Here is a 25,309-nt window from a genome sequence, read left to right on the forward strand (position 1 = left end):
TTGTTGAGCATTGTCGGACGCATAGATTCAGTCGAGCAATGAGGGTGTGTCGCAAAAAAAGGGTCGTTGTCCTATTGCTGTGAATTATGCCAAGATCAAGCACCTCCTGCTGATGAAGATGCAAAACTGACCCTGCGAAAATAACATCGAAACCTCCCTATGCCTCATAACGCCGAAAAGCAGAATAGATTCGGGTGTAATGAATTTCCGGTCGTCTTTCTTGGGGTTTCTCAAAAAAACTTGAGCCATTTTAGATAGAAACGGTAGAAGCTCAGACCATCAGGAGCTTTTAGACAAATTCATCAACACGGAAAAAACCGCAACCCGTTGATTGCGCAGGACATAGGGGCTTGCTCAGAACTAGATTGCTTTGATTGTAGTTCCAAGCCGAGTCAATGAATGAGAGCAAAGCATTAAGATAGATGAAACCTGCTATTATTTTTGCCAAGCCTGATGTCTAATTCACTCGACCCTACCGAAGATGCAGAACTCGTCCAAGCTGTTCAGGAAAGTCTACAGCAGATGTCGATCGAGCTTGAACATCCACAGGATGCAGAAGCGATTCAACAGCTCTATCAAAAAGCGCAAGCACTGCTTAGTCATCTTACTCCTGACCCATTGACAGTCGCGCGCGTGACGGGTGTATTGTTGGTCTATCAACTGCCAGGGACAGATCCGGAAGAGGTGAAATGGTTTGAGGGTGAGCTACAGAATTCTTTAGATCTAGAATCGATCGAAGAGCTAGTCGATTCAATCTTCCGTCCTGATGCGTTGTAGTCCTGAAGGGCTGGCAACGCAGAGAGCGCTTCTGCCAGCAAGATGGGATCACCAAAGTTAGATAGCTGTGCATTCGTTCAATCTGCTGAGACGTTGGCATCGTTGCTGATTCAGCATGTTGAACTGGGGCTTGGAGCGCATCTTGCCAAGCTTCAATCTCGATCGATTTAGGTGGAAGACCAAGAGCGGCTGCATCGCTCCCGTCAGTTCATTCAAAGGGCGGTAATTACGGCAATAGAAAAATTAGAAAGCGTTTTACACTTCGTTACATTAGAGAAGACAGAACCCAGGGCGATCGAAATCGTCTGCTACATCGGAGGTACCCGATATGAATAATATTCGTGTCGGCAGTTTGTTTGGAATTCCTTTCTATGTCAACCCATCCTGGTTTTTAGTGTTGGGCTTAGTCACTTTTAGCTATGGCTCAGGACTGGCAGCCCAATTCCCCAATTTGCCTTCGGGGCTGTCTTGGGGATTAGGATTGCTCACAGCACTGCTATTGTTTGGTTCTGTGCTGGCTCATGAACTCGGTCACAGCTTTGTGGCGCTGAAGCAGGGTGTGGGTGTCAAATCGATCACGTTGTTTCTATTCGGGGGATTAGCGAGCTTAGACAAAGAGTCGCAAACTCCCGCTGAAGCATTTCAAGTTGCGATCGCAGGGCCTTTAGTCAGTTTGCTCCTTGCTGGTTTGGCAACCCTTTTGGCAGTTGGTACGGGCATCTCTGGGGCACCTGCTGCAATCTTGGGCGTGTTGGTTTCGGTGAACTTCGCGTTAGCGCTCTTTAATCTGATTCCGGGTTTACCGCTGGATGGCGGCAACATTCTGAAAGCCTTAGTCTGGAAAGTGACGGGCAACCCTTACAAGGGGATGAAGGTTGCGGGTCGGGTCGGTCAATTGATCGGTTGGTTAGCGATCGCATCGGGACTGCTACCCTTGGTTGTATTTGGCGGTGGGCTGAACTTCTGGAACATCCTAATTGGCTGGTTCTTGCTTCAGAATGCTAGCCAAGCTGCTCAGTATGGCGTGGTGTTGGATCGCTTAGCAGGGCTGACAGCATCCGATGCCGTCAGCACAAATAGCCCGGTTGTTGCTGCTTCGTCAACGTTGCGAGAGTTTGCTGATCAGCGGATTCTGGATCAGCGGGCATGGCAGAAGTTTTTAGTCACGAATGTAGAGGAACAACTCATCGGTACGCTTGCGATCGAGGATCTGAGAGCCATTCCAAGTGAACGATGGTCTGAAACTTTAGTGCAATCCCTTGTAAAACCATTAGATCCATCGCTCACGGTACAGAGCGATCGTCCTCTGTCGGAAGTAGTAACTTTGTTGGAAGAACGCAAGTTAACCGCACTCTCTGTTGTCCGAGAGAACAATATCCTAGTAGGCTTGTTGGAAAAAACTGCCATTGTGAAGCTGCTCCAGAATCGCGTACAAGCTGCTCCGGCTTAGACTCAGCCTGAAACAGATGAATGATGTGATTGTTGACCTGCATCGATAACAGGGCTGAAATCAATCACAGTGACTAGAGTAGAAACTTCAGGGAAGTGGGCAACTGCTTCCCTGAAGTTTTTTATTCTGCTTTGGTTTGACTGTGGCTGATTTAATCAGGCATCTCCTCAATACTGCGCGGCTCTCTCTTTGGCTGTTGGTTCATTTCATGGCGATAATAACTAGAAGCCTCATAGACCTCTCTGCGAAGGCGCTGAATTGCACCGAGCGGCTGATGCGCTGCAATGGTATGCCAGGCATTGAAGGACAATACATCGTCCACATACACCTGACGGGCTGGACTATAGGCTTCCTGCATCCCAATTGTGATTTTAGCGATCGCTTGATAAGGGCTGTCCTGCTCCGACCAACGAACCGAAGCATCTTCGATCGGCATCGTTTCTAGATTGGTACAAAGTTGGACACGCAATTCATATTCAGCCGACTGCCTCTGGAAAAACTCTACAATCAAATCGCGTAGAGTAGAAGCATTCTGCGTCTCAATTCGTTTACCTTGGAGCGGCTGAAGACTTGTGGATATGGGAACTGCACTGAACTTGGCAATGTAATCTCCATAGCGCAAAGCAGCAGAAGTATAGTACGTTTCTCCTAAGATATGAGTCTCTGGTTGCGTAATCCCTAGCGCAGTCGGATAGAGATTGATGCCGACTTTCTGAGTGACTGCATTCACGGTGCGGGCAGTTATCCCCAATAGTTGTTGCGCCTCTTCTGGGGCACTGACCACTACTTTTTCCTGAAGCAACTGTTCAGGAAGAAAGCGAGCAAGATTCCCGGATGGAAAAATCGGACTGTTAATCATCAGAAAATCTTGAGTGACTGCATCAGGTTCAGTAGAGAGAAGCTTCGGTTCTTCTACACCAAGGACCTTAATTGCCATGCCACGAAAGGTCGAAAGACTATCCGGCAGAATATCACCCGGAACACTTGAGAAACGAATCATCACTGGATAAGTGCGAGGTTCGCGAAACAGCCCTTGGGCAAGATGAGTGGGTAAGTTATCGTAAATTCGCAGTTCTCCCTTCAGTCCGCCATGACTTTTCGCATGAGCACCGCGCATCGCATGACGATGTTTGTCGAACACCTTTTGTCCTTGCCGAGCAACGGAGTCTAGAATTTGGCGGATCAGTCTATCTTCATCCGGTTGCTTGACTTCTACATTTGGGGAGTAGCGAACGTATTGATTTGAGTTGAGCATTCAGCAAGGAGCCTGAGGGCGAATTCAAATGGTTATCGTTTAATCATTCGTACCTAGGTTCATTTTCTTCATCCTCCTTGTGTTAGAAGTTGACGATTCGCGATCGCGAGTTGTTTAGTGAACCACAAGCCACCCATAAGTTAAAACACCCAATCCCAAAACGCCAACGATCGTCTCTCGCTGCTCCTCCCACAAACGACGCACTCTACTGAAGAAATCGCTAAACGCTGCTCGTCGCGATTGCCCTAACTCGGTCATCAAGCCTTTAACTTTGGCATCAACTTCTTCTAGCGTGACTTCCCCTCGTTGGTAAGCGGCTTCGAGTTCATTCAGTTTGTGCCAGTACTCATGGGTGGCTTCTAACAAATTCGGAGTCATAGGATAAAAGGTGCTGATATAAACTTTTGTGAAGCTTAACGCACTTAATTCAGCAACTTGATCTGTAGTTGGACAGAACTGTTGTGGTCGATCGGTAGAACTGAGATTACTGACACAGTGAAGAGTTACGAAGCAGCGAAGAAACGGAACACTTTCATCCAAAGCAACATGAACTGAGTGCAAAATGCTACCGAGAACAGCTTCAGCCTGGTCTTATTCGACGTTCAATTGAGCAGTCCCCATGCTGATCGGTGAAGACAATTGAAACTCAACTGCTGCTTACGACCAAGGACTGCCCAATCACTTCTACTCCCCACTCTCCACTTGAATCCCCTCTCTCATTCAACCTTTGACACAAACCACCTGCTTCAGCGTCGCAACGATCTCGACAAGATCGCTTTGATTTGCCATCACCTGCTCGATCGGCTTGTATGCCCCTGGAATTTCATCCAGCACGCCAGCATCCTTGCGACATTCGACTCCCGCCGTTTGAGCGATTAAGTCATCTAGAGTAAACGCCGTCTTTGCTTTGTTTCTTGACATTAACCGCCCTGCACCGTGAGAGCAGGAGCAATAGCTGTGAGCATTGCCCTTTCCTTTCACGATAAACGACTTCGCTCCCATGCTGCCTGGAATAATGCCGTAATCGGTTTCGCGAGCACGGACTGCGCCTTTGCGAGTCACATATACTTCTTCACCGAAGTGAAGTTCTCGTTCGGCATAGTTGTGGTGACAATTTACCTCCAGCAAGGGCTTCATGGGCTTACCACCCGCTAAATGTCGATCGACAATCCGCTGGAATCGCAGCAGCATCACTTTCCGGTTGTAAAGCGCATACCCCTGTGCCCACTGTAAATCATGCCAATAAGCAGCGAACTCAGCGGTGCCGCGAACAAAGTAAGCTAAATCTGGATCAGGAAGCTTCTCCCCTGCTAGCTTTGCTAGTCCTTTTGCAGTATCAATATGCCGCTGTGCTAGCGCATTCCCAATATGCCGCGAACCAGAATGCAGCATCAGCCACACTTGTTCCTCAGCATCCAGGCAAACCTCGATAAAGTGGTTTCCTCCACCTAGCGAACCCATTTGCTTGAGGGCTTTGCTTTCAAGGTTCTCGACGCCGGGGTGAAGCTGCTTGAACTGTTGCCAGCCTTGCCAGTTGAGAACAGTCTTTTCAATTTCTTTGTTCTCGTTGAATCCAGTTGGGATTGCTGCTTCGATGTCGAGACGAATCTGTTTGAGCTTTCCTTCTAGCTGGGTGGCATTGTATGGAGTTTTAATTGCTGCCATACCGCAACCAATGTCTACCCCGATCGCGGCTGGGATAATTGCATCTTGGGTTGCCACAACCGATCCAACCAAGGCACCCTTGCCCAAATGCACATCAGGCATCAGCGCAACATGTTTGAACACAAAGGGGAGAGCAGCAACATTTCGAGCCATTTGTGCTTCGGTGTGTCCTAACTCATGACCTGCCCAGGAGAGCACCGGAGCGCGAGTTGATAAAGTGAGAGCTTCGTAAGGCATCGTGTTGTCTCCTAAGCGTTGTCGTCTTGAACACAATCTGATCACTGCGATCGATGAGCAAAACTGAAGGAAAGATGTGGGAAATTTTCCCAATATTGTCTCCAGTCATTCATCGGCTTGAAAGCCTCGAAGCGTCACATGCTAATCACAGCAAAGCGTCCCACGCCTTTACATATCGATTTCAATTGAGATTGTTGATTTTAGCTGAGATTGCGTTATTGACATACTACAACATACTACAAGTTAAATCAAGGGGTTCCCCTGTAGCAAAGTTAATTGAGTTCAGCTACAGTCCTCTCCGTCGCTAGGTTTGAAATATCAATCAAATTCGATGCGCAATCGAATGGTCTGGGTGCAAGTTGGATCGCACTCAAAAACCGCTCTGGAGTAAGCTGACGGTCACTTTACTTCAGAGCGGTTTGCTCAGAGATCGCGGTTTGAGGAATTGAGATAGATTTGGGGTAGAGGGGTGATCAGATCGCCAGAATCCTTGCAGGATACTCTGCATTCTAATCCCGGACAAAATGACCTCAGAACCAATCCACTGACCCAAGGGACTTACTGGTCTGCTGGTTGACGCATATCATTTTGTGTGGGGTGGTGGGAGTTGTCCTGTTTGCCATTGTGTTTAGCTAAGCTTCGGAGCGCTCCACCAACGCTGCGAGAGCGAGGAGATTGCTTTTGTCCAGCCGGCCATCCTTCGCGCTGCTGAGTGCGATCGCCATCTGTTTCCTCGGTCTGATCATGGAACAAAATTTGCTGGGTGGGAAAAGGTAAATCAATGCCGTTTGCAGTTAATTTGTGCTTGATTGCGGTGAGAACCTGATCGCGCGATCGCAGATCATCAATCCGGCGGGGTGGCTTAATCCACCAGCGCACTCGAATATCGACAGTGCTTTCTGCAAGTTCCATAACTAATACATCGGGAGCCGGATCCTGTAAGACTTCCGCAATCTCATCGAGTGCTTCGTAGATTAGACGTTTCGCGTGTTCAATGTCGTCTCCATAGCCGATGCCGACATCATATTCCATTCGGCGAGTGTCAAAGGCAGTATTGACCGTGACTGAATTGGTAAAGAGTTCTGAATTCGGAATCACAATGCGGCGATTATCATAAGTTCTAATCGTCGTTGCACGAGTTTCGATGTTTTCAACAGTTCCTTCAAAGTTTTTGAAAACGATCTGATCTCCAATCCGAAAGGGTTCCGTTAATAGAATAAGAATTCCTGCCAAAAAGTTTTGTAAGATATCGCGAAACGCAAAGCCGATTGCAACCCCACTGATTCCAAGTAATTGAACTAAGTCACCAGCTTGAAACGATGGAATGACGATCGACAACGCGACAAATAATCCAATCAGAATAATCGTTCCTTGTGCTAAGCGCCCTAACACTAATCCGAGGTTGCGGGCATGTCGTCGATTTCCGGTCGCACGTCGGACGATCCGCTTAACCGATCTTGCAATAAAAAAGAAAATAAAAAAGACAATAACTGCAAATATTAAGCTGGGAAACAAGGCAATAGAGCCACGCACCATTGCCTCAAGCTGTTTCCACAGTGCTGATAGCTCAAAATTCATAACCGTTTTTTATGCACGACAACTTGAATATGAATTTTAGAAAAGTAGCGGAAAAATAACCTCTGTCTCTAGGAGTGCGATTATTGGGTTTTGGGTGCTTCTAAAACAGTCACACTGACGAGGGGGGTCACATTGAATCTTTGAGTGAGCAGACGAGTTTGAATAGTTTGAGTTAAGCGATCGCGAATCTGCTGATCAGAAAGTGTACTTTCAGGTTGACGTTGAACATAGACCTCAGCTAATAGGGAGTTTTGTCCTGGGATCTCTGAGCGGGTAAAGCGCACGTTCGCTTCGACTAATTGTGCAAATTCGGTCTGCTCAACGGCTTGTTGCACTTCTGCATTGGCGCGCTGAGCGCGACTAGACCGTTCAAACTCGGGTGAATTCCAGAACTGCAAGGTTGCAATTGCAGCGAGTGAAACCAGAGAAATACCGAGTGCGATCGGAAAAACTTGTTGATTGCCACGCGAATAGCGGCTTCCTTGCGAGGTCAGTCCATACGCTCGAAAAATCAACGTCGCTGATACATGAATGCCAAATAGCTGCAAGACAAGTAAAAACAATCCACTCATGGTCATATCCCATCGTCCAATCGCGCTTGCCATTCCGACAATTCCCGCTGGTGGTGCAAGCGATGCCGCCACTAACATTCCGGCGGCGGCTCCAGAGACTAAGCTACTTCGCTCCGACTGCACTAAGTTTAATGCTCCTGCTGCTCCTGCTGCTAAAGGGATCAAGACCGCTACGGTTGAAATCTGACTGTTCTCTACCATGAGAGGCGTTGAGATCTGCTGTTGAAGAAGCAAGCTTAATAGAAATGAGATCGCGATTGTTACCATTAGCGCTGTAACATACCGAAGAATACTGCGTTTCAGGAGTTGTAAATCTCCGCGTGCAGTTGCGATCGCACTATTCATAGCGGGACCTGCAAAGGGTGCAATCAGCATTGCAGCAACCAGAAGATAGTTTGTATTCGTATACAGTCCAATCCACACGACTACTCCTGCCACCGCAGCATAGGCGAGAAAGCTGCGCCAAGATCCGACACTCTGCAATCCTGATAAGAAGATTTCGATCGGGCTACGCGCTCTGACATTTTTAACTTGTTGCGCAGCTTCAGACGCAGGGGGACGTAGAGCAATGATCCCGGATGGCAGCAAGGTAATATGAACCTCTGGTAGATCTTCGAGCTTAGCAAGCAAATCTTCAACTTGTCGATTAGAAACATGAACGATGACAAGATCAATGTTTCGGTCTGCGCTTTGAGCTTCAATTTTTGCAAGATTCACTGCATCACAAGACTCTGCGATCTGTAGAACTGCTTTTCCTTGTCCTTGCGGTACTTGGATGATCAGTTGACGCATGGTTGCTCTCCTCGAACTGTTTGTTGAGTCTACTCAGACTTGAGCTAGATGACGACTTCCAAAGGAGAGAGGATCATCGAGCAATTTCTAGAGTTGCCAGCGTAGCAAAAGCGCAAGTTGACCGATCATTTTTTGCCACCAGGGTCGTTTTCTCCAGCTTGATAGTTCAATGCGATCGCTCTTGCTAAACGCATCTGTAAAAAATTGTTCGACAGTCGGAGCGAAGTCTGGAGCAAACCAGGCAAGATTCAGTTCATCATTGTGAAAAAAGCTCCGAGGATCAAAGTTTGCGCTGCCAAAGTTAATCCAATCTTGATCCACAAGCATCAACTTGGCGTGCATCATGCTCGGTTGATACTCATAAATTGCAATGTCAGCTCTTAAGAGCGTGTGATAGCGCTCCCGAACTGCATAGTAAACAGGTGGCTTATCATTGTGGACACCAGTCGTCACGATCTGCACATCTACACCCCGCTTTTTAGCAGCAATGATTGCATTGCGAGTATTGCGCTCCAAAATAAAGTAGGGACTCGCAATCCAAATTCGGTGCTGTGCCGCTTGTAGACCAAACCAAATGAGCGCGTTGATCAGTGACAACTTACTATCGGCATCACTGGCAATCACTAACATTGGCTTTGCCGCCCGTGAGGCTTGCTGTACAGGTAAATGCTCTACCATGGCTTGACCTCCTGCATAGAGCCAGTGACGCAGGAAAATGCTCATGAGGACAGAGACGATCGTACTTTCTAACTGAATTTCGCCGTCGAGCCAGGGTGCTCGATCGCCAATTTTAGGATTGCCGTCCCAATCATCGGATACGCCCATTCCTCCAATCAAGGCGATCGTTCCATCAATGATCAGCAGTTTACGATGAGTCCGGCTCAAGTATTGCAGCGGAACTTTGAGCCTAGGAGGATGAAAAAAACGCACCTCAACCCCCGCACCTCGAAGCTGTTTCCAATACGAAGCAGGGATCTGAGCGGTGCCAACGTGATCGACTAAAACTTGGACTTTCACCCCACATCTCGATCGCTCAATCAATGCCTGAGCAAACTGATCGGCACGATACCCTGGAGTCATGAAAAAAGTCTCAAACTGAATCAAGTGCTGTGCTTTTTGGATTGCTTCTAGTCGCGCTGTATAAATCTGGTCTGGCTGTGACCAAAACTGAGTGAGCCGCGCTTGTGTCGCGATCGACTTTGAGAAGCCGACTAACATCGGCAGAAAATTTGGACTATCGAGTGCGATGCGACGATCAAAGCGATAACAGATTTGCGGCTCGAAAACGCCGCGAAGATAGAGAATCATCCAGACGACGATCGCAGCAGCAAAGAGAAGAAAAAAGGTTGTCCAAGTCATGGCTTCTAGGAGAACGTGCCGGGTGTTGTTCAATCTATCAGTCGGGTACGATCGCTAGAGTCCTTCATCGGATAGAACTTTCCTTGAACGGAGTGAAACGACTTACCTAAGCTTTTAGAGCACTGCAACTCTGGTTTTCCGTCTTTCGAGTTCTTTTCCAGTTTGTTAGGCTGAAAGCAGTCTGAATTTGGTGAAGAGCGTGTCCCAGATCCCGTTTTTGTCAGAACCTCTAAGTGTGGAAACCGTTGAAATCGAAGTTTCTGGACTACCCAATCGCTTAAATGGCATTAAAGTAGTTCAGCTTTCTGATTTTCATTACGATGGCTTGCTGTTGTCTGATGAATTGTTGAACCAAGCGATCGAGACCGCGAATTGTCTTGAACCGGATCTCATCGTTCTTACGGGCGATTATGTTACGCATACCCCGAAACCTATTGATCAACTTGCTCGACATCTCCGCCGATTACAGAGTCGATCGGGTATTTATGCCGTGTTAGGCAATCATGATCTGGAACTCCCTGAATCAAAAATTAAGATTAGTCGCGCCTTAACCGATGCCGGAATTCAAGTTCTTTGGAATCAGATTGCTTATCCGTTTGGGGAAGACTTCGCGATCGTTGGCTTACCCGATTTCTGGTCGTCTGACTTTGCTCCTGCTTCTGTGTTTGAGACTCTAAATCCAACGGTTCCTCGTCTAGTGCTCTCTCACAATCCTGACAGTGCAGTGCCTCTGAGCCAGTGGCGCGTCGATTTGCAGCTTTCTGGACATACGCATGGTGGACAAATTGCAATTCCAGGAGTGGGAGCCGTTCCCACTTGGATTCAGGCTTCACGCGATCGCATTCCCGAGCCATTATGGAAGTGGGTGCCGTTCCTGGATTTAAAATGGCCCAAAGTTGTACAGCATTGGCAATGGGCACAAGGTCTGCATTCGGTGGGTGAGAATCGGCTCTATGTCAATCGAGGATTAGGAACCTTTCCACCGGGACGGTGGTACTGTCCTCCAGAAGTCACTGTGTTTTCCTTGAGTCGCATTGACTAGAGGTTGTTAATGTCCCAGAGAACTAACAGACATCTCAAGAGCGAATGAGACTGCGATATCGAGCTTCGATCAGCGAGTACAAACTATAAGCAATCAAGCCTAGCGCCACAATTCCCAGAATCCATGCTCCATAAGGCTGTTGTGCCAAAACGGCTAAAGCTTCTCCCAATCCTTTGACTTCAGTTGCATCGGAGCGCAGTGCCGCAATGATCACAAACAAACCAATGATGCAAAAAACAACCCCACGCGCAACAATCCCAAACTGTCCTAGCCGCTTTGCCCACTTGCGTTCGGTTGCATTCATTTGATTGAGTTTGAAATATCTTTGAAACTTGGCAGTGTAAGCCTGATAAAAATACGACAAGCCCACCCCCAATACGATCGCGCCTGCTAACCCCACAAGCCATTGTCCCAAAGGTTGAGCCAAGACCAGTTTTGTCCAGTCTTCCGTCCCTCTTCCATTCGTTCCACCACTGCCTAAGATGAGTTTAACCGCAGTGAAAGCTAACCCTGAATAGCTGAGTGCACTGATCAAATATCCGATACGCTGCACAACGCGCTGTGTAGAATTTGATTGTCCCGTATGCTCTGGATCAAGCAATGCTTGAGCAAACCGCCACAGGACATAGCCAATGATACCGATCGTCACCAACCCAAGCAGCAATTTTCCAAACGGCTGCACCACAATTTCTTGTAAGGCTCCACTCGTATCTGTGGTGCGTCCTCCACTCCCGATCGCAGCTTGTGCTGCCAGCAGTCCCACTACAAAGTAAACAATCCCCTTTGCTGCATAACCGAATCGAGCCAACTTTTCAAACTTTGGATGAGCAACAGTCTGTTGTACAGGCTGTTTTAGATTAGGAGGAATATTGGGGGTCGCCATATCAGTGCAAGAATATTATCTCGCACAATAGAATGACAGACTTGCACATCGCATCTATCAGAATAATGAATTCTTCTAGGCTTAGATTGACTGTTGCTTTTGAGGATTGACGAGCTTCTCTATTGAATTCGTCAGTTGTTCGATCTCATCAATTTAGCGCTTAAGTTGGTCAGTTAGTCTTAGCGACAATCTGCCCATTCGCTGGTGTTCAGGGCAACCTTGACAAACGGCGATTTCTCAAGCGAAATCATTGCGTCTGCGGATTTGTGCAGTAAGCAGGTAATACGATCTCCCGCATGCCATTCTTCATTTGAAATAACAATTCGCACCTCCTGGTTTCGCTCAACGATCAGGGGCATGAGGTTATTCGAGGCGATTAAGGTTTGTAGCTCTGCTTGCTGTGCTGCAAGCGTCGGCGATCGTAAAACAATTTCGACAACCTGCGCTTCATCCTGGTCGAGCCATTGATTCCACTGATCGAGAGAAATCTGGGGAGCAAACGCAGCCTGAATCCCTGGCGTGACTGCACTCAGGCTGTTTCCATCCCCTAGCGGTGATGGAGACAAAATTGCAATCAGATCAGGACGAAACAGTTCCGCAGCCCGTTGAGCTAAAATGCCGTTGACTTCTGGGCTAGAACTTAAAGCGAGAAACGAGCTAAATGAAGAGATGCCTTCGGCTTCTAGTTCTTCTAAATTCAAGCGATCGCTCAACGCAGGATTTTCATCAATCGGCTCTAAATTGGTTGTGTTTACATCAAAGTCGATCAGCATCGCTGCTTCTCCTTTTTGCTGCAATAATCGTGACAACAATCGGGCGAATGAATCCCCGCCTACAATCACTGTTCTGACTTGATTCGTATGTAAGCCAAGCCATCGTGCAATCCAGCCTGCTGTCACTCCTTGCACAAAAACGGTGATCAGAATCGTGAGAAACACCAATGCTTTAAGCGCATCACCCCCACTCATCCCTTGATTGTTCAGAGAAATGGCAAATAACGATGCCATTGATGCTGCTACGATGCCACGCGGCGCAACCCAGGACAAAAAGAACTGCTGTTGCCAGCTAAAGCCGCGATTCCAAGTCGAGATTAGAACATTGATAGGACGAACAATCAGCATTAATGCCAAAACTACGATTACCCCTTCTTGCCCTAAATCGAAAAGCTGCTCGATCGATAAATCAGCAGCAAGCAGAATAAATAGCACTGAGTTTGTCAAAATTCCAAGCTGCTCATTAAATTGCCGCAACAACCGCTCATCAGGTGTAGCAGCGGCGCGTAGAACGATGCCAATGATCACAACAGCCAGCAACCCCGACTCACTGCGTAACGCTTGCGCTAGGCTAAACGATCCCCAGACTACTGCTAATACAATCAGATTCTTGAGTTCTTGCGGAAGAATCTTAGACTGTTTGAGAAGCAAGCTCAGCAAACTCCCAGCAATCAATCCGATCGCGACTCCGATTCCTAAGCGCAGGAGCAATCCTTTCAAAATTAGAAGTGGGATTGCCGTGTTACTTAAAACGAGCGGAACTGCCTTGCCACTCAACACAATATTGAGCGTAATCACCGCAAGAATTGCACCGATCGGATCAATTAGAATTCCTTCCCCTTCTAATAGCGTTGCGACTCGTCGCTCTACCCCCACAAGCTTTAAGAGTGGAGTCACAACCGTTGGACCTGTGACGACGACTAAAGACGCATAGAGGAAGGCGATCGACCAGGGAAAATCAAGCCAGGTATGAGCCGCAATGGCACCGCCAACCAGTGTAATGGCGACCCCGATCGTAATCAGATTGCGAAGGCTGATCGAAACGCTTCTCAGATCACGAATCTGTAAGCTCAAACCTCCCTCAAATAAAATAATCGCGATCGACAAAGAGACAATGACTTCCAACCCACTGCCTAAAAGAGACGGGTCGATCCAACGGAGTCCACTCGATCCTAGAGCCAAACCCAATAGCAGGAGGAAGACAATACTAGGAATCTGTAAATATCGAGCAATGACCTGAGCACCAATGCCAATACCAACGGTGGTACTCATCAAAACTGTGATCGTTAAAGAGTCTTCCATTCCATTTATCAAAGCAAAACAGATTGCCTAATTCTGGCATTTCTCGTCATGGATCACAGAAAACCCGCATTGAATTGACAGTAGATAAAGCGATGCTTTAAACGGTCATTCGAGACTGATCAGAGATAAATGATCAGGATGTGCGATGAATTCTTTAGCAGCCAGCAAGCCTGCAATGCTCCATGTTTGAAACAATCGAGCTTCTCTTCCAATCAAGTATCCAGAGCGACCGTCATAGTATTCTGGATAGTTGTCTTGCACTAAACGCTCCTCGGCAATGTTAATTGCACGTTCTGCTAACTCGACTCGACCTGTTTTTTGAGCCGCGATCGCAAATGCCCAAAGTAGCACTGCCCAATTCCCCCCATTGTGATACGACCAAGGCGAATTTTTCGGGTCACACCCTGTGAGCGTTCGCCATTCTTCTCCCTCGATCGCAGGATAGCAAAGCTTCACGGGCATATAGCCAATTAAATCCTGCCAACGCTGCTCAAACAAATTCATAATCCTTTGAGATTCAGATTCATCTGCGAGTGAGAAGACGATCGCTAACAGATTTCCCAATGCAAAAAAGCGAAAATCCAGCCGTCCAGGTCCCAAATTTCCAGCTAAGTAGCCTCCTGTTTCAGGCAACCAATCTGTTAACCAAGCGGGAATCGATGCTGGATAGATATTAAACTTATTCGCAATGTTTTCACCATATTCATCTACCTCAAACCGGTAGATTTGATTGAGGCGGTTGAGATCAATCCAGTAGTATTCCCAGACATGATAATGTAATGCGCTGAGACGCTGTGTTACTGCCTTGAGATAGCGTTCTTCTTCTGGCAGCAGAAACTCTTGTGCAACTCGCAACCCTGCATAGAAAAGTACCTGAATCTCTAGGGGATGACCGTACACACCCATGCGTCGATCGATCATAAAAGCCCCATCCGGAACCAGCAGCGTAGGATAGAGCGAGAACCGATGCGCCAAACAGAGATCAAGAATGAGCTTGATTCCGGTTTGAAATTCGGGCTGATGTGCTAATGCGACATCTCCGGTTGCTTGAACGTAAGCTCGAAGTAAAATCAGCCACCAAAGACAAGAATCGGCTGGCGGAACGCGCGCGATCGCTGCTTCTCCAAAATCTGCCTCTAACCATTCTTGTCCGTCTGCTTGAACGACTTTGAAACTTGCAGGCATCAGTCCCGTTTCTGCCTCAAAGCAGTCCATTTCTTTGGGTCGGCTTTGCAAGTTCAGGGTTTCAACTAAGAAGTTCCGAACAATGTCAGTTCGACCTTGCATCAGGAAAACCAAGGCAGAGGGGACAAAATCGCGAATAAAACATTGATCGTAGTTCAGAGCATCGACTGTGGGATCTTGTGCAGCGATCGTGCCGATGGGCTGACCCCGATAATACAGAATTGACTGATTGAGAAGCTCTCTTGCCTCGTTTAAGTGGCGCTCCGCAGAGTGTTGAATGTTCATTGAGTTGGCGCAATAAAGTCTACTTTGGATTGAGAAATCGCTTGATCAGCTTTCAAGTTAGGCAGACCACGATTCCCGAAAATCGGCATAGAGCGTGAGTCCACCATCAATAAACAAGGTTTGCCCCGTGATGTAAGCTGCTTCCTCAGAAGCAAGAAAAGCAACCGCAGCAGCCATTTCCTCAGACGTTCCAGCACGACCCATTGGAATGTGGCTTTCTACGATCGCTTTCTGCTCTGGATCATCTGTCCAGGCTTCATTGATTGGCGTAATCGTTGCTCCAGGCGCAATTGCATTGACTCGAATTCCTCGATCGGCATATTCCAGCGCTAAGGTTTTCGTCAGGTTTCCCATGCCGCCTTTACTCATCGAGTAAGTTAAATACGACGGTCGAGGAATGACTTCATGAACGCTAGAGATATTGATAATCGTGCCAGGTTGGTTGCGAGCAATGAAATGCTTAATCGCTTCTCGCGCACATAAAAATGCACCCCGCAAGTTAATCGATAGAATGCGATCGAACTCATCGACCTCAATTTCGTGAGAGGGAGACTCTGTTTGCACCCCGGCATTGTTGATCAAAATATCCAAGCTGCCAAATTGATCAATGGTCGTGTTGATCATGTTGAGAATGTCTTCCTCTTTGGACACATCCCCTTGAACCAAAAGCGATTTGACTCCACAATTCTCCACTTGACCACAAGCTTTTTGCAGTGCAATCTCCTCGGTCGTTTCAGCTTCCTCAACCGTCTTGCGATAGTTAATCGCAATGTTGCAGCCTTCCTGAGCGAGACGAATTGCAATCGCTTGTCCAATCCCGGAACTTGCTCCGGTAATCAGCGCATTTTTTCCAGCTAATCCTTTCATCACAGCTTCCCTCTCACGCATCTGCTACAGATTCACGTTACAGATTGACATTGGGCGGTAAGATAATGCGATCGACAATATGCACCACGCCGTTTGATGCTTGTAAATCCGGTTGGATAACTCGCGCTTCATTCACCCGAACCTGCTGTCCATCCACTTGCACGTTGACTGAGTTCCCGGCTTGCGTTTGAACTTGACCTGGCTGCAATTGATTCGCGGTTAAGCTGCCCGGAACCACGTGGTAAGTCAGGATTTGGCGAAGTAACTGTCGATTCTCCTCTCGAAGCAGACGCTCACGAGTTTCAGCAGGGAGAGCTGCAAATGCTTGATCCGAGGGTGCGAATACGGTGTAAGGTCCACCTTCTCCTAATGTATTGCTCAAATCTGCTTCATTGATTACAGAAGAAAGTGTGCTGAGCGAAGGGTTGCTACCAATCAGATCCGTTACATTGCCAGCGTTTGCTTGTGTGCCTGGAGCCGGGGAACCTTGAGTACCCGGAGCCGGAGCAACCGGAGCAGTCGTCGCTTCGGGAGCAGGTTGCGTGGGTGCTTCTGCGGTGGGTTGTCCCCCACAAGCAGCAACGATCGGCATCAGAATCGCACCTAAAGCAGTTGCAGCAATTGTTTTTTTCAGTTGTTGTCTCATGATATGTCTCCAAAAAATTGAGGTGAGAGTAGTGATTAAACTGAGTGAGTGAGTGCAGTGAGTGAGTGAGTTTATTGTTTAAGATTAGCGGGAACATTTTCTGGAACTGTCCAGTAATAGATCACTCGCCCATCGACATTTTCAACACGTTCCGGTTTCCAATCGCCCATGTCAAAAGCGTGAGAAACAATGCGAGTACCAGGTTTGAGTTCACTGAGCAATTTCGGGCGTAACCGTAAATTGACTTCAGGAAGTAAGTAAAGGGTGACAACGGTCGCTTCTCGAAAATCTGTCTCGAATAAATCTTGCTCTCGAAACTCTACGCGATCGGTGACGTTTGCTTGTTGAGCATTTTGGTTGGCTTCTTGTACCCGTTGAGGATTGATATCGACTCCGATCGCTCGTTTTACATTAAATTGCCGAACGGCAGTAATCGGAATCCGACCATCTCCACTTCCCAAGTCATACACCACATCGTTGCTGTTCACATTTGCGATTTGTAGCATCCGATCGACCACAGCTTGAGGAGTCGGGACATAAGGAACATCTGGAGAGCGGGCTGGAGCTGGTGATTGGGGTGGTTGAGTCGTAGCAGGATTCGTTTGAGCATCGGCTTGAAAATCGCGCTGTTGAGTGCATCCTACACCCACTCCCACAACACTCAGCCCAATGACCAATCCAGCAAACAAACGTTTGAATTGCATAGTTCTAACTCCTAAGTTGTTTTATGAACGACGATGTTGAATCCGAGACCAATACAAAAACGGAATACCCAGAGCCACAACAATGATGCCAACGCTCGCACCTAAGCCTGTATAAACGAGGCTGGAGTACAGTAGATAGCTACAGACGGCACAAAATAACAGGGGTGTCACTGGGTAGAATGGCACGCGAAACGGCCGAAGACGATGCGGATCTTGCATTCTGAGCAGAACTAAGGAAATCCCACTCAGGAGAAAGAAGAACCAAAACACCGGAGCAGTGTAATCGACCATCGCTTCAAATCCATTGCGGGTGAAGGTTCCCATGAAGACAAGCAGCAGCGCGATCGCACCCTGAACTAAAAACCCGGTCATGGGAGTTCCTGCCTGAGACCGCCAGCGTCCTAGAAAGTTGAACAAAGCGACATCTTGCCCGAAAGCATAGTTCGTTCTCGCTCCCGTAAAAATTGAAGCATTCAACGAGCCTAACGCAGTCATCGCAATCAGCGCACTGATCAAAACGGCTCCTGGCTCCCCCAAGATTTGTCGCATCAAATCGGCTGCGATCGCTTGAGATTGTGCCATTCCCGACACACCCAATCCGCGCAAAAATGCCGCATTAATCAACACGTACAAAGCAGTGATAATGCCAATGCTCCAGAGCAGCGATCGCACAATATTCCGCTGAGGTCTTTGAATTTCCGCAGAGATATAAGCGGCTTCATTCCAACCCCCATAGGACAATAGGACAAACAGCATTGCTGCTCCCCAGTTACTCGAAGCAACGATCGGTGCTGCTAACTGAGGTGAGGGGCGACCCAGCAATAATCCTAAAATAGTAATCGTTACTAATCCTAGAATCGTGATCATAGTCAGCCCATTCTGAATCCGTTTCCCTTGTCGAATGCCAATGATATTAAGGCTGGTGAGAAGTACGATCGCACCGACAGCATAAATTGAAGATGACCCTGATCCTAAACTAAAGAGTTGAGACGCATAGTCACCAAAGATAAAGGCGAGTAAAGCAATTGATCCGGTTTGAATGACAGTCATGCGTGCCCAAGCAAACAGAAATGCGACATTCTGACCAAATGCCCGTTTCAGGTACTCATAGTTTCCTCCAACGTGCGGATAGGTTGTAGCTAGTTCGGCATAGCACAACGCTCCAACAAAGGAGACAGCCCCCCCAATTACCCAAGTCAGTAAGACAATAAAACCGTTACCGCTATTTGCAGCAACGAGCGCAGGAGTCTCAAAGATGCCTGCTCCAATCACAATACCAACAATAATGGCGATCGCATCTGAGAGTGTCAGGGTAGGTGACTTTAAATCTGCATGACTAGCAGATGAATTTAAGGAATAAGGTGTGTCCAGTTTAGTCACAAGTACCTCGTAGTTCCCAAAAAGTAATCGCGTCTTAAGTTCATTGATTTGAACAGGGTTTAGTTGAACTGGTTTAGTTGAACTGGTCTGCAATTCTCTGAATTACAGTTCCAGTTGAATTAAAGGTAATATTTGTCCCATCTGCACGAGTAATCGAATAGGCATCGAATACACTCGCCTGTGCATCTGGGACAACGACGACCGTTACAGGCTCATTCGGTCGTAGGTCGATCATCTCTCGCTTGTTCACAGTCAACAAACCAAGATTAGAATCGAGGCTAAACTGAGTTTCACGGACTTGATTAATACGTCCATGCACCATGACCAGAGGTACACTACGATTGACCTGAACGCTGGCATCCTGAGAGGATGGAGAGCGATTTGCAGGTGATGTTTGTGCAATAGTCGGAGATGCTGTGCCGATCAAAGCTGTGATGGACATCAGTAACCCAATTCGTTTCATGATTGTCTTCTCCAATGCAGCTTATGCCTGATTTATAAACCTCACAAGTCCGTAAAACGAACGATTAGAGGATAAAACTGCTTGAACTGCAAGCGATTGATTTCTTATTCTTAGCGTCGATACTAAAAGTGACGCAAAAGTGACAAACTTAATAAATTGATCATAATTTCTAACAATGTCTCTGAGATATCTCTAAAGGAGTAGTTGAAGGAAATACTATTTGTACATTGAAACCATAGTAGTCAAAGGATTTTGCTAGAAAATCGACTGCCTTTAGATAGATATCAAGTTAGAGAAGATGAAAGTTATAAATTAGATAGAGGACTGGAGCGGAAGCACAATTTGGAATACTGAACCCTGTCCAACTGAACTTCGAGCGGTAATCGTTCCGCCATGTGCCGTAATAATTTGTTGGGCGATCGCAAGCCCTAACCCTGTTCCTCCTCGGTCTCTAGAGCGATCCTGATCGACCCGATAAAATCGCTCAAAAATATGCGGCAGGTGCTCAGCTGGAATTCCAATGCCCGTGTCTTCTACTTGTACGATCGCTTGACGAGACTGAACAAACAGCCTGAGATTCACTGTTCCATCCGCAGGCGTATACTTACAGGCATTCGTGATCAGATTCGCGATCGCTTGCTTCAGGAGTTCTGGCTCTGCATGAATCGTGACAGCGCGTTCGGGTAAGTCTAGACTCAACTGAACCCACTGAGCAACCGTCCGAATCGTCGATTCTTTGATCAGTTCTTGTAGGACGCGACCCAAATCTGTCGGTTGTAGGGCTTCATCAGTAATCCGACCAGAACGCCTTGCCAAAAAGAGCAGATTGCTAATTAAAACCGTCATTGATTTCGCAGTCGCAGCAATTTTTTCGAGGCGTTGATGCTTGCTTTCTCCCTTTTCCATTGGAGCAAGCAATCCAACTTGAGCGTTACTTAAAATTGCGGCAAGCGGGGTTCGGAGTTCGTGAGACGCATCTGCTGTAAATTTCTGCAAGTGATCATACGACTCCTGAATCGGTTGCATTGCCACGCCGCTTAATGCCCATGCTGTCACCACAATCACAATCAGGGCAATTTGAATCGAGATCAAAGATATCAGTAAATCTTGCTGTAATTCTCTTTGTAAGGGAGCAAGGGGCACTGCAACTTGCAAGTAGCCTAGCATTTGCCCTCGATATTGCACAGGCAGCGTAATCTGCCGTACTAACATCAGTTGATCAGCGCTTTGCACAACGCCATCGGCACCGCTCAAGAGTCCCGCATCAATCGTCAGCGTGTGTAACTCTGGAACATCTTCTAACATTGCAGGCGGCGAAGCAATTCCAAAAAACTGCTGTAATCGTCCTTGTGGGTCATACCATCGTGCATACACGGCATCACTTCCAGGGGGCAACGGCGACTCTCCTAGAAACGGAACATTTCTGAAGTCAATTTGGCGGTGTCCGTCTCGCTGCTTGTACTGTACTGTCGCGGCAACGACCTGAGCCTTCTTATACAGCAGTTGATCGAGATACTTCAAGCGCTCGATCGCAGTCAGATAATAGCGAGTAACCGCAAAGACCATCAAAATACTTCCCATTGAAAGCATAAACCAACGAGAAAGATTCCGACGGCTGCGCGTGAACATAAACGGATCGCCCTCCTATACTTTCGGACTCAGACGATAGCCCATGCCATAAACGGTTTCAATCCAGTCTGCAACTTCAAGGGATTCTAAACGTTGCCGGAGTCGCCGCACAAGGGCAGTGATTGCGTTACTTTCTGGTTCATCACCCCACTCCCATAACGCGTGCTCTAACTGATCTCGACTCAGGACTTGACGCGGATGACGCATGAGATATTCTAGCAGTTGAAATTCTCGGGTTGAAAGTTGAATAGCGCGATCGTGACGTTCTATGGAGAGCGTGGTTAAGTTAAGCATGAGGTCTTCGATTTGAAGCGTTTCCCCTTGCCACAGTGGAGAGCGTCTGCCCAATGCCCGAACTCGTGCTAGCAATTCAAACACATCAACAGGCTTAACGAGATAATCATCGGCTCCCGCATCTAAGCCAGTAATTTTATCGCTCGTCGTGTCTTTTGCTGTGAGGATGAGCACAGGTGAAGTTTTTCCCGCACTGCGGTAGCCCAGACAGAGATCAATTCCACTCACCTCGGGCAGCATCCAATCCAGAATGAGCAGATCATAGTGATGCTGCGACAAAATCCACTGCGCGATTTCGCCGTTCTGCACCGCATCAACAATATGCCCAACCTCTGATAGTGCGGTATGGAGGGGTTCGAGTTGTTCAGGATCATCTTCAACGAGCAGAATTCGCATTGCTGAATAAAAATACGACTCTTTCAAATTAGAGAGTTCCAGGCTGACAAACTTCCTGCTCTGGCAAGATTTCAAATCTATCTCCAGGGATTACGCTAGCTCACGGTCTAGAGAAGGTGGTTATGAAACGGCTCCGGCGAGTCATTCGGCAGGTTAAATCGATCGGCGCAGAATTTTGGCTGGTGCTGGCACTGGCTGGCATTCTGTTCTGGCTGACGGGAAGTGCGATCGCGTCTCAAGTGTTGTACAGCTCTTATACGAGTCCAACTCAGCTTCAAGCCGATACGCAGTTGGAAATGAAGCTATCTGTCACAATTTTGGTGATTCATGCCGAGATTGATCAGCGTCGTAAAGCAACCGCAGTCTCGATTAAAACGACTGATTCTAATCTGAAAAAATTAGAATACGAGTTCCCGATGACTGAATCGAGACAAATTGAATCTATGATCGCAGAGGAAATTGGCATACCGATTCAAGAGGTCAGAAAGCTCGTGCGCTATCGAATCGTCAATTAATGCAGCGTCTTGTGTATGTTTTTGGCGCATAACAATACTTTCAGCGATTGTCCATAAGACTGATTTGTTTAATTCTTTGATACAGTCATGTTGCGGTAGGGAGCCATCCAATATCCAGCAATTTTTTTAACTTTTCCTTGTTTCTCTAAGCGTTGACCAAATTGCTCAATCTCTTCAGGAAACGACTCTAGCCAGTCGCGCTCAACGAGATAGATTATAGGCGAGGCAAGTACTGCTTGAACACAACGCCCGCACCGAAAAAAACTTTGGTCATGAGGTGTGCAGCTTGTTTGCTCCGGAGCCACAATGCACATGAGATAAGATGCCCAATACTCTCCGATAAAGCCAGCTTGCCCTAGTGTCGCAATGGGTTGAAGCATGGAAAAGCGAGATTGTGGTTTCTCAAGCGCAAACACATATTCAGGTAAACTCAAACTTCCAAGCAGCGCTGTTAGAACTAACAAGGTCGTGACTCGGCGCAAAGCATTTTTGCGGATAAGTTCTGGAGAGCGAAGATTATCGAAAACAAGTAATGCTGACAGCCAGAAAAAAATATAAATTCCAATAAAGTAGCGAGGAGGCGTAGATTGAATCAACGTCCAACGCGACAGCAAAATTAAAAAGAAACTTCCGATCGCGCTTCCCAGAAAAAAAGGAATCCAGTAAGTCCGGTTGGTAAACACTGGAGTATGACGGGCTTGGAACCAATAATAAGCAAGAACAAAGACCAGCCCAAGAACTGCGATCGCATAGAGACTCAAGAAAGGATTGCCGACTTGGAAAAGGAATGTATGACTTACCGCAACCAATATCGATCGAACAATATCAGCAATAACATCTAATCCATTAATTGCAAGAATTCCATAATTCTCATCTTGTTGTGAAGCAGTCGATTTTGCATAAACCAGAAATGCACTGCCTAACAGCAATGTCACAAAGGTGCAAATGACGATTGAACTTGTCCGGAGTAGTTTTAAGGTTGCATCTTGAGATTGATGGGCGAGCGTCTCTCCGACAAATCTGTTTTGCTTGTTTGACTTGCGATACCGTTGTAGAAACGTTGACACCACTAAAATTGCTGCCAGCCCTTTAGGCACTAATGAAAGATCAGACACCCAGACACTCAGAATCAGACTCACAAGAGCCACGAAACTCAAAACATTTTTTTTAATCGTGTTCGATTCTGGGGACGTGATGAGTTGATCCGCAGAGACAAGTGCAATTCCGAGTAAAGCAAATTGCGGCGCATACGGATGAGCAACTTCAACCAACTTTAGAAAAGGCTGAGGAGGTAAAAAACAAATCAGCGCAAAAACAACTTTTGTAATCGGCTTTCTGAACAAACGAATGAAACAGAAAAAACTAATAGCGAGAAACCCATATTGAACATAAGAAACGACTTCAAGCGGAGAGAAAGGCGAAATCTTCAGCAGCCAATGACTAACGATCGGGAGCAAACTGCCTAATCGACTTTGCCCCCAATAGTAGAGATCTTCGGGAAGTTGTAGATCATATGCCATCATCACATGGACAGCTTGATCCGCGTCAAAATCAGGTGCTAGAAAACCAGCAAATGCCCGAAATGACAAGATAAAAATCAGTACGATGAACATGTTCAATAGTACTGAATTAAAGCTAAATCTAGCCATTGTGATTTGATAGGTACTTGAACTTGAGTAGAGTAGTCAAACGGCAAAGTCTTGCTATCAAGTTGATCGGCGCGATTGACAGGCATTCAACCCGGAGTGCTATGTTGGTCAAGCACGCAGTTCTAGGTTTTTCAGTGCAGTGCGATTTTGATCAGTTGTCGGACGGTTCTGAATCCAAGCGAAAAAAGCAGCCGTACCGAGTAGAACAAGCGTCAAAAAACCGACCAGTTGAAGCATGATACTGTAACGCATGATCTTTGTTTCTCCGTTGATTCAGGCTAGGTTGTAATGCTCTAAATGCACATTGGTCACAGGAACATTGAGTTCGTGCAGGGCACGCTCTACTTGATCCATCATTTTGGGCGAAGCACAGGTAAAATAGTGCCGAGTGCCTCGACGTTTGGGGATATAGAGATCGAGCAATTCTTTATCCACATATCCGGTCTCTCCTTCCCAAGCTTCTGGTGGTTCACGCAGCACATGAATGATCGTGAGATCTAATCTTGTTTTGAGTTCTTCGATCGCTTCACGGTAGGTAATTCCATCCCAAGTTTTATTGGCATAAATCAGGGTATAGGGGCGATCGTCTCCTCGCTCTGCTGCTGTGACCAACATACTCATTATCGGGGTGATGCCAATGCCGCCAGCAATCAACACAAATCCAGCCGCATCTTCATAGCGATCCGTTGTAAACACACCATAGGGACCATCCAGATATGCTTTTGTTCCGGGTTGATAGTCCCTGATGCGACTGGTAAAATCTCCCACGGCTTTAATGCCAAACTCTAATCGCTCCGGGTGTTCTCCACTTGACGACAACGAAAAGGGATGTTCCCGCATACTAAACGGGGTAATGTTCAGGGTAATCCAAGCAAACTGACCGGGCTGAAACCGGAAACCATCATGGCCCACAGGGCGAAGGGCAAGTGTCCAAACATCGCCGCGCTCTGGCTTGACTTCTTCAACAAGAAACGGTTTTTTCGTCATCAACCAGGGTTTAACCAGGCGAATGTAAACAATTAACCAAATCGCGACAAGTGCGATCGCTGACCACAAGACCGATTTCCAAAACAATCCCAGATAGTTCCCGACCCCCAAGGCGTGTCCCAGTCCTAATCCCACCGCTAACACTGATAAAATCGAATGAGACAAGCGCCAAGGTTCATAGGGAATCTTGAGTGGTTTGCGCCAAATTGTAGTCACAATCATCGTCATAAATGCCAGAGTTGCTAAGACTGCCAGTTGCGCCCGCAACGGAGCTACTGGAAAATTTAGCAACTCAATGGTATTCGGCTGCGCCCAAAACAGAATCAGCGGATGCACCAACACCATCACAAAAGCAACAAACGAGGTATAACGATGAAACGACAAAATCAAATCAATCCCGTAAGAGGCTTCAATTCGATTGATTCGGGCTGTCAGTGCAAATTGTAGCGCCATCAGTGCTAAGCCAATGAAGCCAAGCGCTACCGAGAAGTCAAGCCAAAACCCTCGCCCCGCTGGCGGCGAATAGATGAGCAGAACAAATAGAGGGAGAATCGTAAAGAACAGAAATGCAATGATCCAACCGAGCGCAACCACGATCGGGCTGTGCATCAATAAGCTTCGCAT

Annotated in this window: 24 protein-coding genes; 5 read left to right on the forward strand and 19 right to left on the reverse strand. The window is 47.2% G+C overall.

The genetic code is table 11. The features are described 5' to 3' along the window. Window positions 1–453: 453 nt before the first annotated feature. The 3 genes from ACMUEV_RS13805 to ACMUEV_RS13815 all read left to right on the forward strand — a co-directional run bounded on the left by ACMUEV_RS13805 (window position 454) and on the right by ACMUEV_RS13815 (window position 2,227). Window positions 454–777, forward strand: coding sequence for a hypothetical protein (locus ACMUEV_RS13805; RefSeq protein ID WP_017288531.1), 324 nt, complete (start codon window positions 454–456; stop codon window positions 775–777). Between the two features lie 42 nt (window positions 778–819). After that, entirely contained in the window at window positions 820–948 is a 129-nt protein-coding gene (locus ACMUEV_RS13810; protein ID WP_277880192.1) for a hypothetical protein, read from the forward strand. A gap of 157 nt (window positions 949–1,105) precedes the next feature. Beyond that, window positions 1,106–2,227, forward strand: coding sequence for a site-2 protease family protein (locus ACMUEV_RS13815; protein WP_415354776.1), 1,122 nt, complete (start codon window positions 1,106–1,108; stop codon window positions 2,225–2,227). A 151-nt stretch (window positions 2,228–2,378) separates the two neighbouring features. On the opposite strand, the gene ACMUEV_RS13820 is transcribed toward ACMUEV_RS13815, so the two are convergent. From ACMUEV_RS13820 to ACMUEV_RS13845, 6 genes are all read right to left on the reverse strand, one after another. Continuing rightward, window positions 2,379–3,482, reverse strand: coding sequence for a catalase family protein (locus ACMUEV_RS13820; protein ID WP_190647927.1), 1,104 nt, complete (start codon window positions 3,480–3,482; stop codon window positions 2,379–2,381). Window positions 3,483–3,596: 114 nt separating this feature from the next. Beyond that, a complete protein-coding gene (locus tag ACMUEV_RS13825) occupies window positions 3,597–3,860 on the reverse strand; it encodes a hypothetical protein (protein WP_026148678.1) in 264 nt (87 codons plus the stop codon). Window positions 3,861–4,202: 342 nt separating this feature from the next. After that, window positions 4,203–5,384 carry an RtcB family protein gene (locus ACMUEV_RS13830; RefSeq protein ID WP_017288526.1) on the reverse strand — a complete coding sequence of 394 codons (1,182 nt, stop codon included), beginning with the start codon at window positions 5,382–5,384 and terminating at the stop codon, window positions 4,203–4,205. Window positions 5,385–5,942: 558 nt separating this feature from the next. Beyond that, on the reverse strand, window positions 5,943–6,962 hold the full coding sequence (locus ACMUEV_RS13835) for a mechanosensitive ion channel family protein (protein ID WP_190647925.1): 1,020 nt from the start codon (window positions 6,960–6,962) through the stop codon (window positions 5,943–5,945). An 80-nt stretch (window positions 6,963–7,042) separates the two neighbouring features. Beyond that, window positions 7,043–8,326 (reverse strand): TIGR00341 family protein, encoded by a 1,284-nt coding sequence (locus ACMUEV_RS13840; RefSeq protein ID WP_190647923.1) that lies wholly within the window; start codon window positions 8,324–8,326, stop codon window positions 7,043–7,045. 87 nt (window positions 8,327–8,413) lie between these two features. After that, on the reverse strand, window positions 8,414–9,685 hold the full coding sequence (locus ACMUEV_RS13845) for a phospholipase D-like domain-containing protein (RefSeq protein ID WP_190647921.1): 1,272 nt from the start codon (window positions 9,683–9,685) through the stop codon (window positions 8,414–8,416). A 199-nt stretch (window positions 9,686–9,884) separates the two neighbouring features. Here ACMUEV_RS13845 and ACMUEV_RS13850 point away from each other — a divergent pair, with 199 nt between their 5' ends. Then, complete coding sequence (locus ACMUEV_RS13850) at window positions 9,885–10,727, forward strand: metallophosphoesterase (protein ID WP_190647919.1); 843 nt, start codon at window positions 9,885–9,887, stop codon at window positions 10,725–10,727. Between the two features lie 34 nt (window positions 10,728–10,761). Here ACMUEV_RS13850 and ACMUEV_RS13855 read toward each other — a convergent pair whose 3' ends face one another. The 10 genes from ACMUEV_RS13855 to rppA form a co-directional block, all read right to left on the reverse strand. Next, window positions 10,762–11,610, reverse strand: coding sequence for a DUF1206 domain-containing protein (locus ACMUEV_RS13855; protein WP_190647917.1), 849 nt, complete (start codon window positions 11,608–11,610; stop codon window positions 10,762–10,764). A gap of 179 nt (window positions 11,611–11,789) precedes the next feature. Then, window positions 11,790–13,685, reverse strand: a complete 1,896-nt coding sequence (locus ACMUEV_RS13860) for a cation:proton antiporter (protein ID WP_190647915.1) — start codon at window positions 13,683–13,685, stop codon at window positions 11,790–11,792. 105 nt (window positions 13,686–13,790) lie between these two features. Continuing rightward, on the reverse strand, window positions 13,791–15,155 hold the full coding sequence (locus ACMUEV_RS13865) for a glycoside hydrolase 100 family protein (RefSeq protein ID WP_190647913.1): 1,365 nt from the start codon (window positions 15,153–15,155) through the stop codon (window positions 13,791–13,793). A gap of 57 nt (window positions 15,156–15,212) precedes the next feature. Then, on the reverse strand, window positions 15,213–16,022 hold the full coding sequence (locus ACMUEV_RS13870; RefSeq protein WP_190647911.1) for a glucose 1-dehydrogenase: 810 nt from the start codon (window positions 16,020–16,022) through the stop codon (window positions 15,213–15,215). A 37-nt stretch (window positions 16,023–16,059) separates the two neighbouring features. Then, entirely contained in the window at window positions 16,060–16,668 is a 609-nt protein-coding gene (locus ACMUEV_RS13875; RefSeq protein ID WP_017288517.1) for a fasciclin domain-containing protein, read from the reverse strand. A gap of 71 nt (window positions 16,669–16,739) precedes the next feature. After that, window positions 16,740–17,372 carry an SAM-dependent methyltransferase gene (locus ACMUEV_RS13880; RefSeq protein ID WP_017288516.1) on the reverse strand — a complete coding sequence of 211 codons (633 nt, stop codon included), beginning with the start codon at window positions 17,370–17,372 and terminating at the stop codon, window positions 16,740–16,742. A gap of 21 nt (window positions 17,373–17,393) precedes the next feature. Beyond that, window positions 17,394–18,752, reverse strand: coding sequence for an APC family permease (locus ACMUEV_RS13885; protein ID WP_415354777.1), 1,359 nt, complete (start codon window positions 18,750–18,752; stop codon window positions 17,394–17,396). 73 nt (window positions 18,753–18,825) lie between these two features. Next, entirely contained in the window at window positions 18,826–19,215 is a 390-nt protein-coding gene (locus tag ACMUEV_RS13890) for a hypothetical protein (RefSeq protein WP_190647907.1), read from the reverse strand. A gap of 312 nt (window positions 19,216–19,527) precedes the next feature. Then, window positions 19,528–20,844: a sensor histidine kinase gene (locus ACMUEV_RS13895; protein ID WP_190647905.1), complete on the reverse strand. Its 1,317-nt coding sequence runs from the start codon at window positions 20,842–20,844 to the stop codon at window positions 19,528–19,530. 15 nt (window positions 20,845–20,859) lie between these two features. Then, entirely contained in the window at window positions 20,860–21,534 is a 675-nt protein-coding gene (gene rppA / locus ACMUEV_RS13900; protein ID WP_190647903.1) for a two-component system response regulator RppA, read from the reverse strand. 122 nt (window positions 21,535–21,656) lie between these two features. Here rppA and ACMUEV_RS13905 point away from each other — a divergent pair, with 122 nt between their 5' ends. Further along, complete coding sequence (locus tag ACMUEV_RS13905; RefSeq protein WP_017288511.1) at window positions 21,657–22,049, forward strand: hypothetical protein; 393 nt, start codon at window positions 21,657–21,659, stop codon at window positions 22,047–22,049. 68 nt (window positions 22,050–22,117) lie between these two features. On the opposite strand, the gene ACMUEV_RS13910 is transcribed toward ACMUEV_RS13905, so the two are convergent. The 3 genes from ACMUEV_RS13910 to ACMUEV_RS13920 form a co-directional block, all read right to left on the reverse strand. Then, window positions 22,118–23,662, reverse strand: a complete 1,545-nt coding sequence (locus ACMUEV_RS13910) for a hypothetical protein (protein WP_190647902.1) — start codon at window positions 23,660–23,662, stop codon at window positions 22,118–22,120. A gap of 144 nt (window positions 23,663–23,806) precedes the next feature. Next, window positions 23,807–23,950, reverse strand: coding sequence for a hypothetical protein (locus ACMUEV_RS13915; RefSeq protein WP_172410460.1), 144 nt, complete (start codon window positions 23,948–23,950; stop codon window positions 23,807–23,809). Between the two features lie 21 nt (window positions 23,951–23,971). Then, a complete protein-coding gene (locus ACMUEV_RS13920; RefSeq protein ID WP_190647900.1) occupies window positions 23,972–25,309 on the reverse strand; it encodes a ferric reductase-like transmembrane domain-containing protein in 1,338 nt (445 codons plus the stop codon).

The sequence above is a fragment of the Leptolyngbya sp. FACHB-1624 genome (assembly GCF_047649235.1).
Classification (GTDB): Bacteria; Cyanobacteriota; Cyanobacteriia; order Leptolyngbyales; family Leptolyngbyaceae; genus Leptolyngbya; species Leptolyngbya boryana.

Bases quoted from the DNA above. Each gene is read 5' to 3' on its own strand.
- ACMUEV_RS13805 (WP_017288531.1), top strand. From the start codon at position 454: ATGTCTAATTCACTCGACCCTACCGAAGATGCAGAACTCGTCCAAGCT.
- ACMUEV_RS13810 (WP_277880192.1), top strand. From the start codon at position 820: ATGGGATCACCAAAGTTAGATAGCTGTGCATTCGTTCAATCTGCTGAG.
- ACMUEV_RS13815 (WP_415354776.1), top strand. From the start codon at position 1,106: ATGAATAATATTCGTGTCGGCAGTTTGTTTGGAATTCCTTTCTATGTC.
- ACMUEV_RS13820 (WP_190647927.1), bottom strand. From the start codon at position 3,482: ATGCTCAACTCAAATCAATACGTTCGCTACTCCCCAAATGTAGAAGTC.
- ACMUEV_RS13825 (WP_026148678.1), bottom strand. From the start codon at position 3,860: ATGACTCCGAATTTGTTAGAAGCCACCCATGAGTACTGGCACAAACTG.
- ACMUEV_RS13830 (WP_017288526.1), bottom strand. From the start codon at position 5,384: ATGCCTTACGAAGCTCTCACTTTATCAACTCGCGCTCCGGTGCTCTCC.
- ACMUEV_RS13835 (WP_190647925.1), bottom strand. From the start codon at position 6,962: ATGAATTTTGAGCTATCAGCACTGTGGAAACAGCTTGAGGCAATGGTG.
- ACMUEV_RS13840 (WP_190647923.1), bottom strand. From the start codon at position 8,326: ATGCGTCAACTGATCATCCAAGTACCGCAAGGACAAGGAAAAGCAGTT.
- ACMUEV_RS13845 (WP_190647921.1), bottom strand. From the start codon at position 9,685: ATGACTTGGACAACCTTTTTTCTTCTCTTTGCTGCTGCGATCGTCGTC.
- ACMUEV_RS13855 (WP_190647917.1), bottom strand. From the start codon at position 11,610: ATGGCGACCCCCAATATTCCTCCTAATCTAAAACAGCCTGTACAACAG.
- ACMUEV_RS13860 (WP_190647915.1), bottom strand. From the start codon at position 13,685: ATGGAAGACTCTTTAACGATCACAGTTTTGATGAGTACCACCGTTGGT.
- ACMUEV_RS13865 (WP_190647913.1), bottom strand. From the start codon at position 15,155: ATGAACATTCAACACTCTGCGGAGCGCCACTTAAACGAGGCAAGAGAG.
- ACMUEV_RS13870 (WP_190647911.1), bottom strand. From the start codon at position 16,022: ATGAAAGGATTAGCTGGAAAAAATGCGCTGATTACCGGAGCAAGTTCC.
- ACMUEV_RS13875 (WP_017288517.1), bottom strand. From the start codon at position 16,668: ATGAGACAACAACTGAAAAAAACAATTGCTGCAACTGCTTTAGGTGCG.
- ACMUEV_RS13880 (WP_017288516.1), bottom strand. From the start codon at position 17,372: ATGCAATTCAAACGTTTGTTTGCTGGATTGGTCATTGGGCTGAGTGTT.
- ACMUEV_RS13890 (WP_190647907.1), bottom strand. From the start codon at position 19,215: ATGAAACGAATTGGGTTACTGATGTCCATCACAGCTTTGATCGGCACA.
- ACMUEV_RS13895 (WP_190647905.1), bottom strand. From the start codon at position 20,844: ATGTTCACGCGCAGCCGTCGGAATCTTTCTCGTTGGTTTATGCTTTCA.
- rppA (WP_190647903.1), bottom strand. From the start codon at position 21,534: ATGCGAATTCTGCTCGTTGAAGATGATCCTGAACAACTCGAACCCCTC.
- ACMUEV_RS13905 (WP_017288511.1), top strand. From the start codon at position 21,657: ATGAAACGGCTCCGGCGAGTCATTCGGCAGGTTAAATCGATCGGCGCA.
- ACMUEV_RS13910 (WP_190647902.1), bottom strand. From the start codon at position 23,662: ATGTTCATCGTACTGATTTTTATCTTGTCATTTCGGGCATTTGCTGGT.
- ACMUEV_RS13915 (WP_172410460.1), bottom strand. From the start codon at position 23,950: ATGCGTTACAGTATCATGCTTCAACTGGTCGGTTTTTTGACGCTTGTT.
- ACMUEV_RS13920 (WP_190647900.1), bottom strand. From the start codon at position 25,309: ATGCGAAGCTTATTGATGCACAGCCCGATCGTGGTTGCGCTCGGTTGG.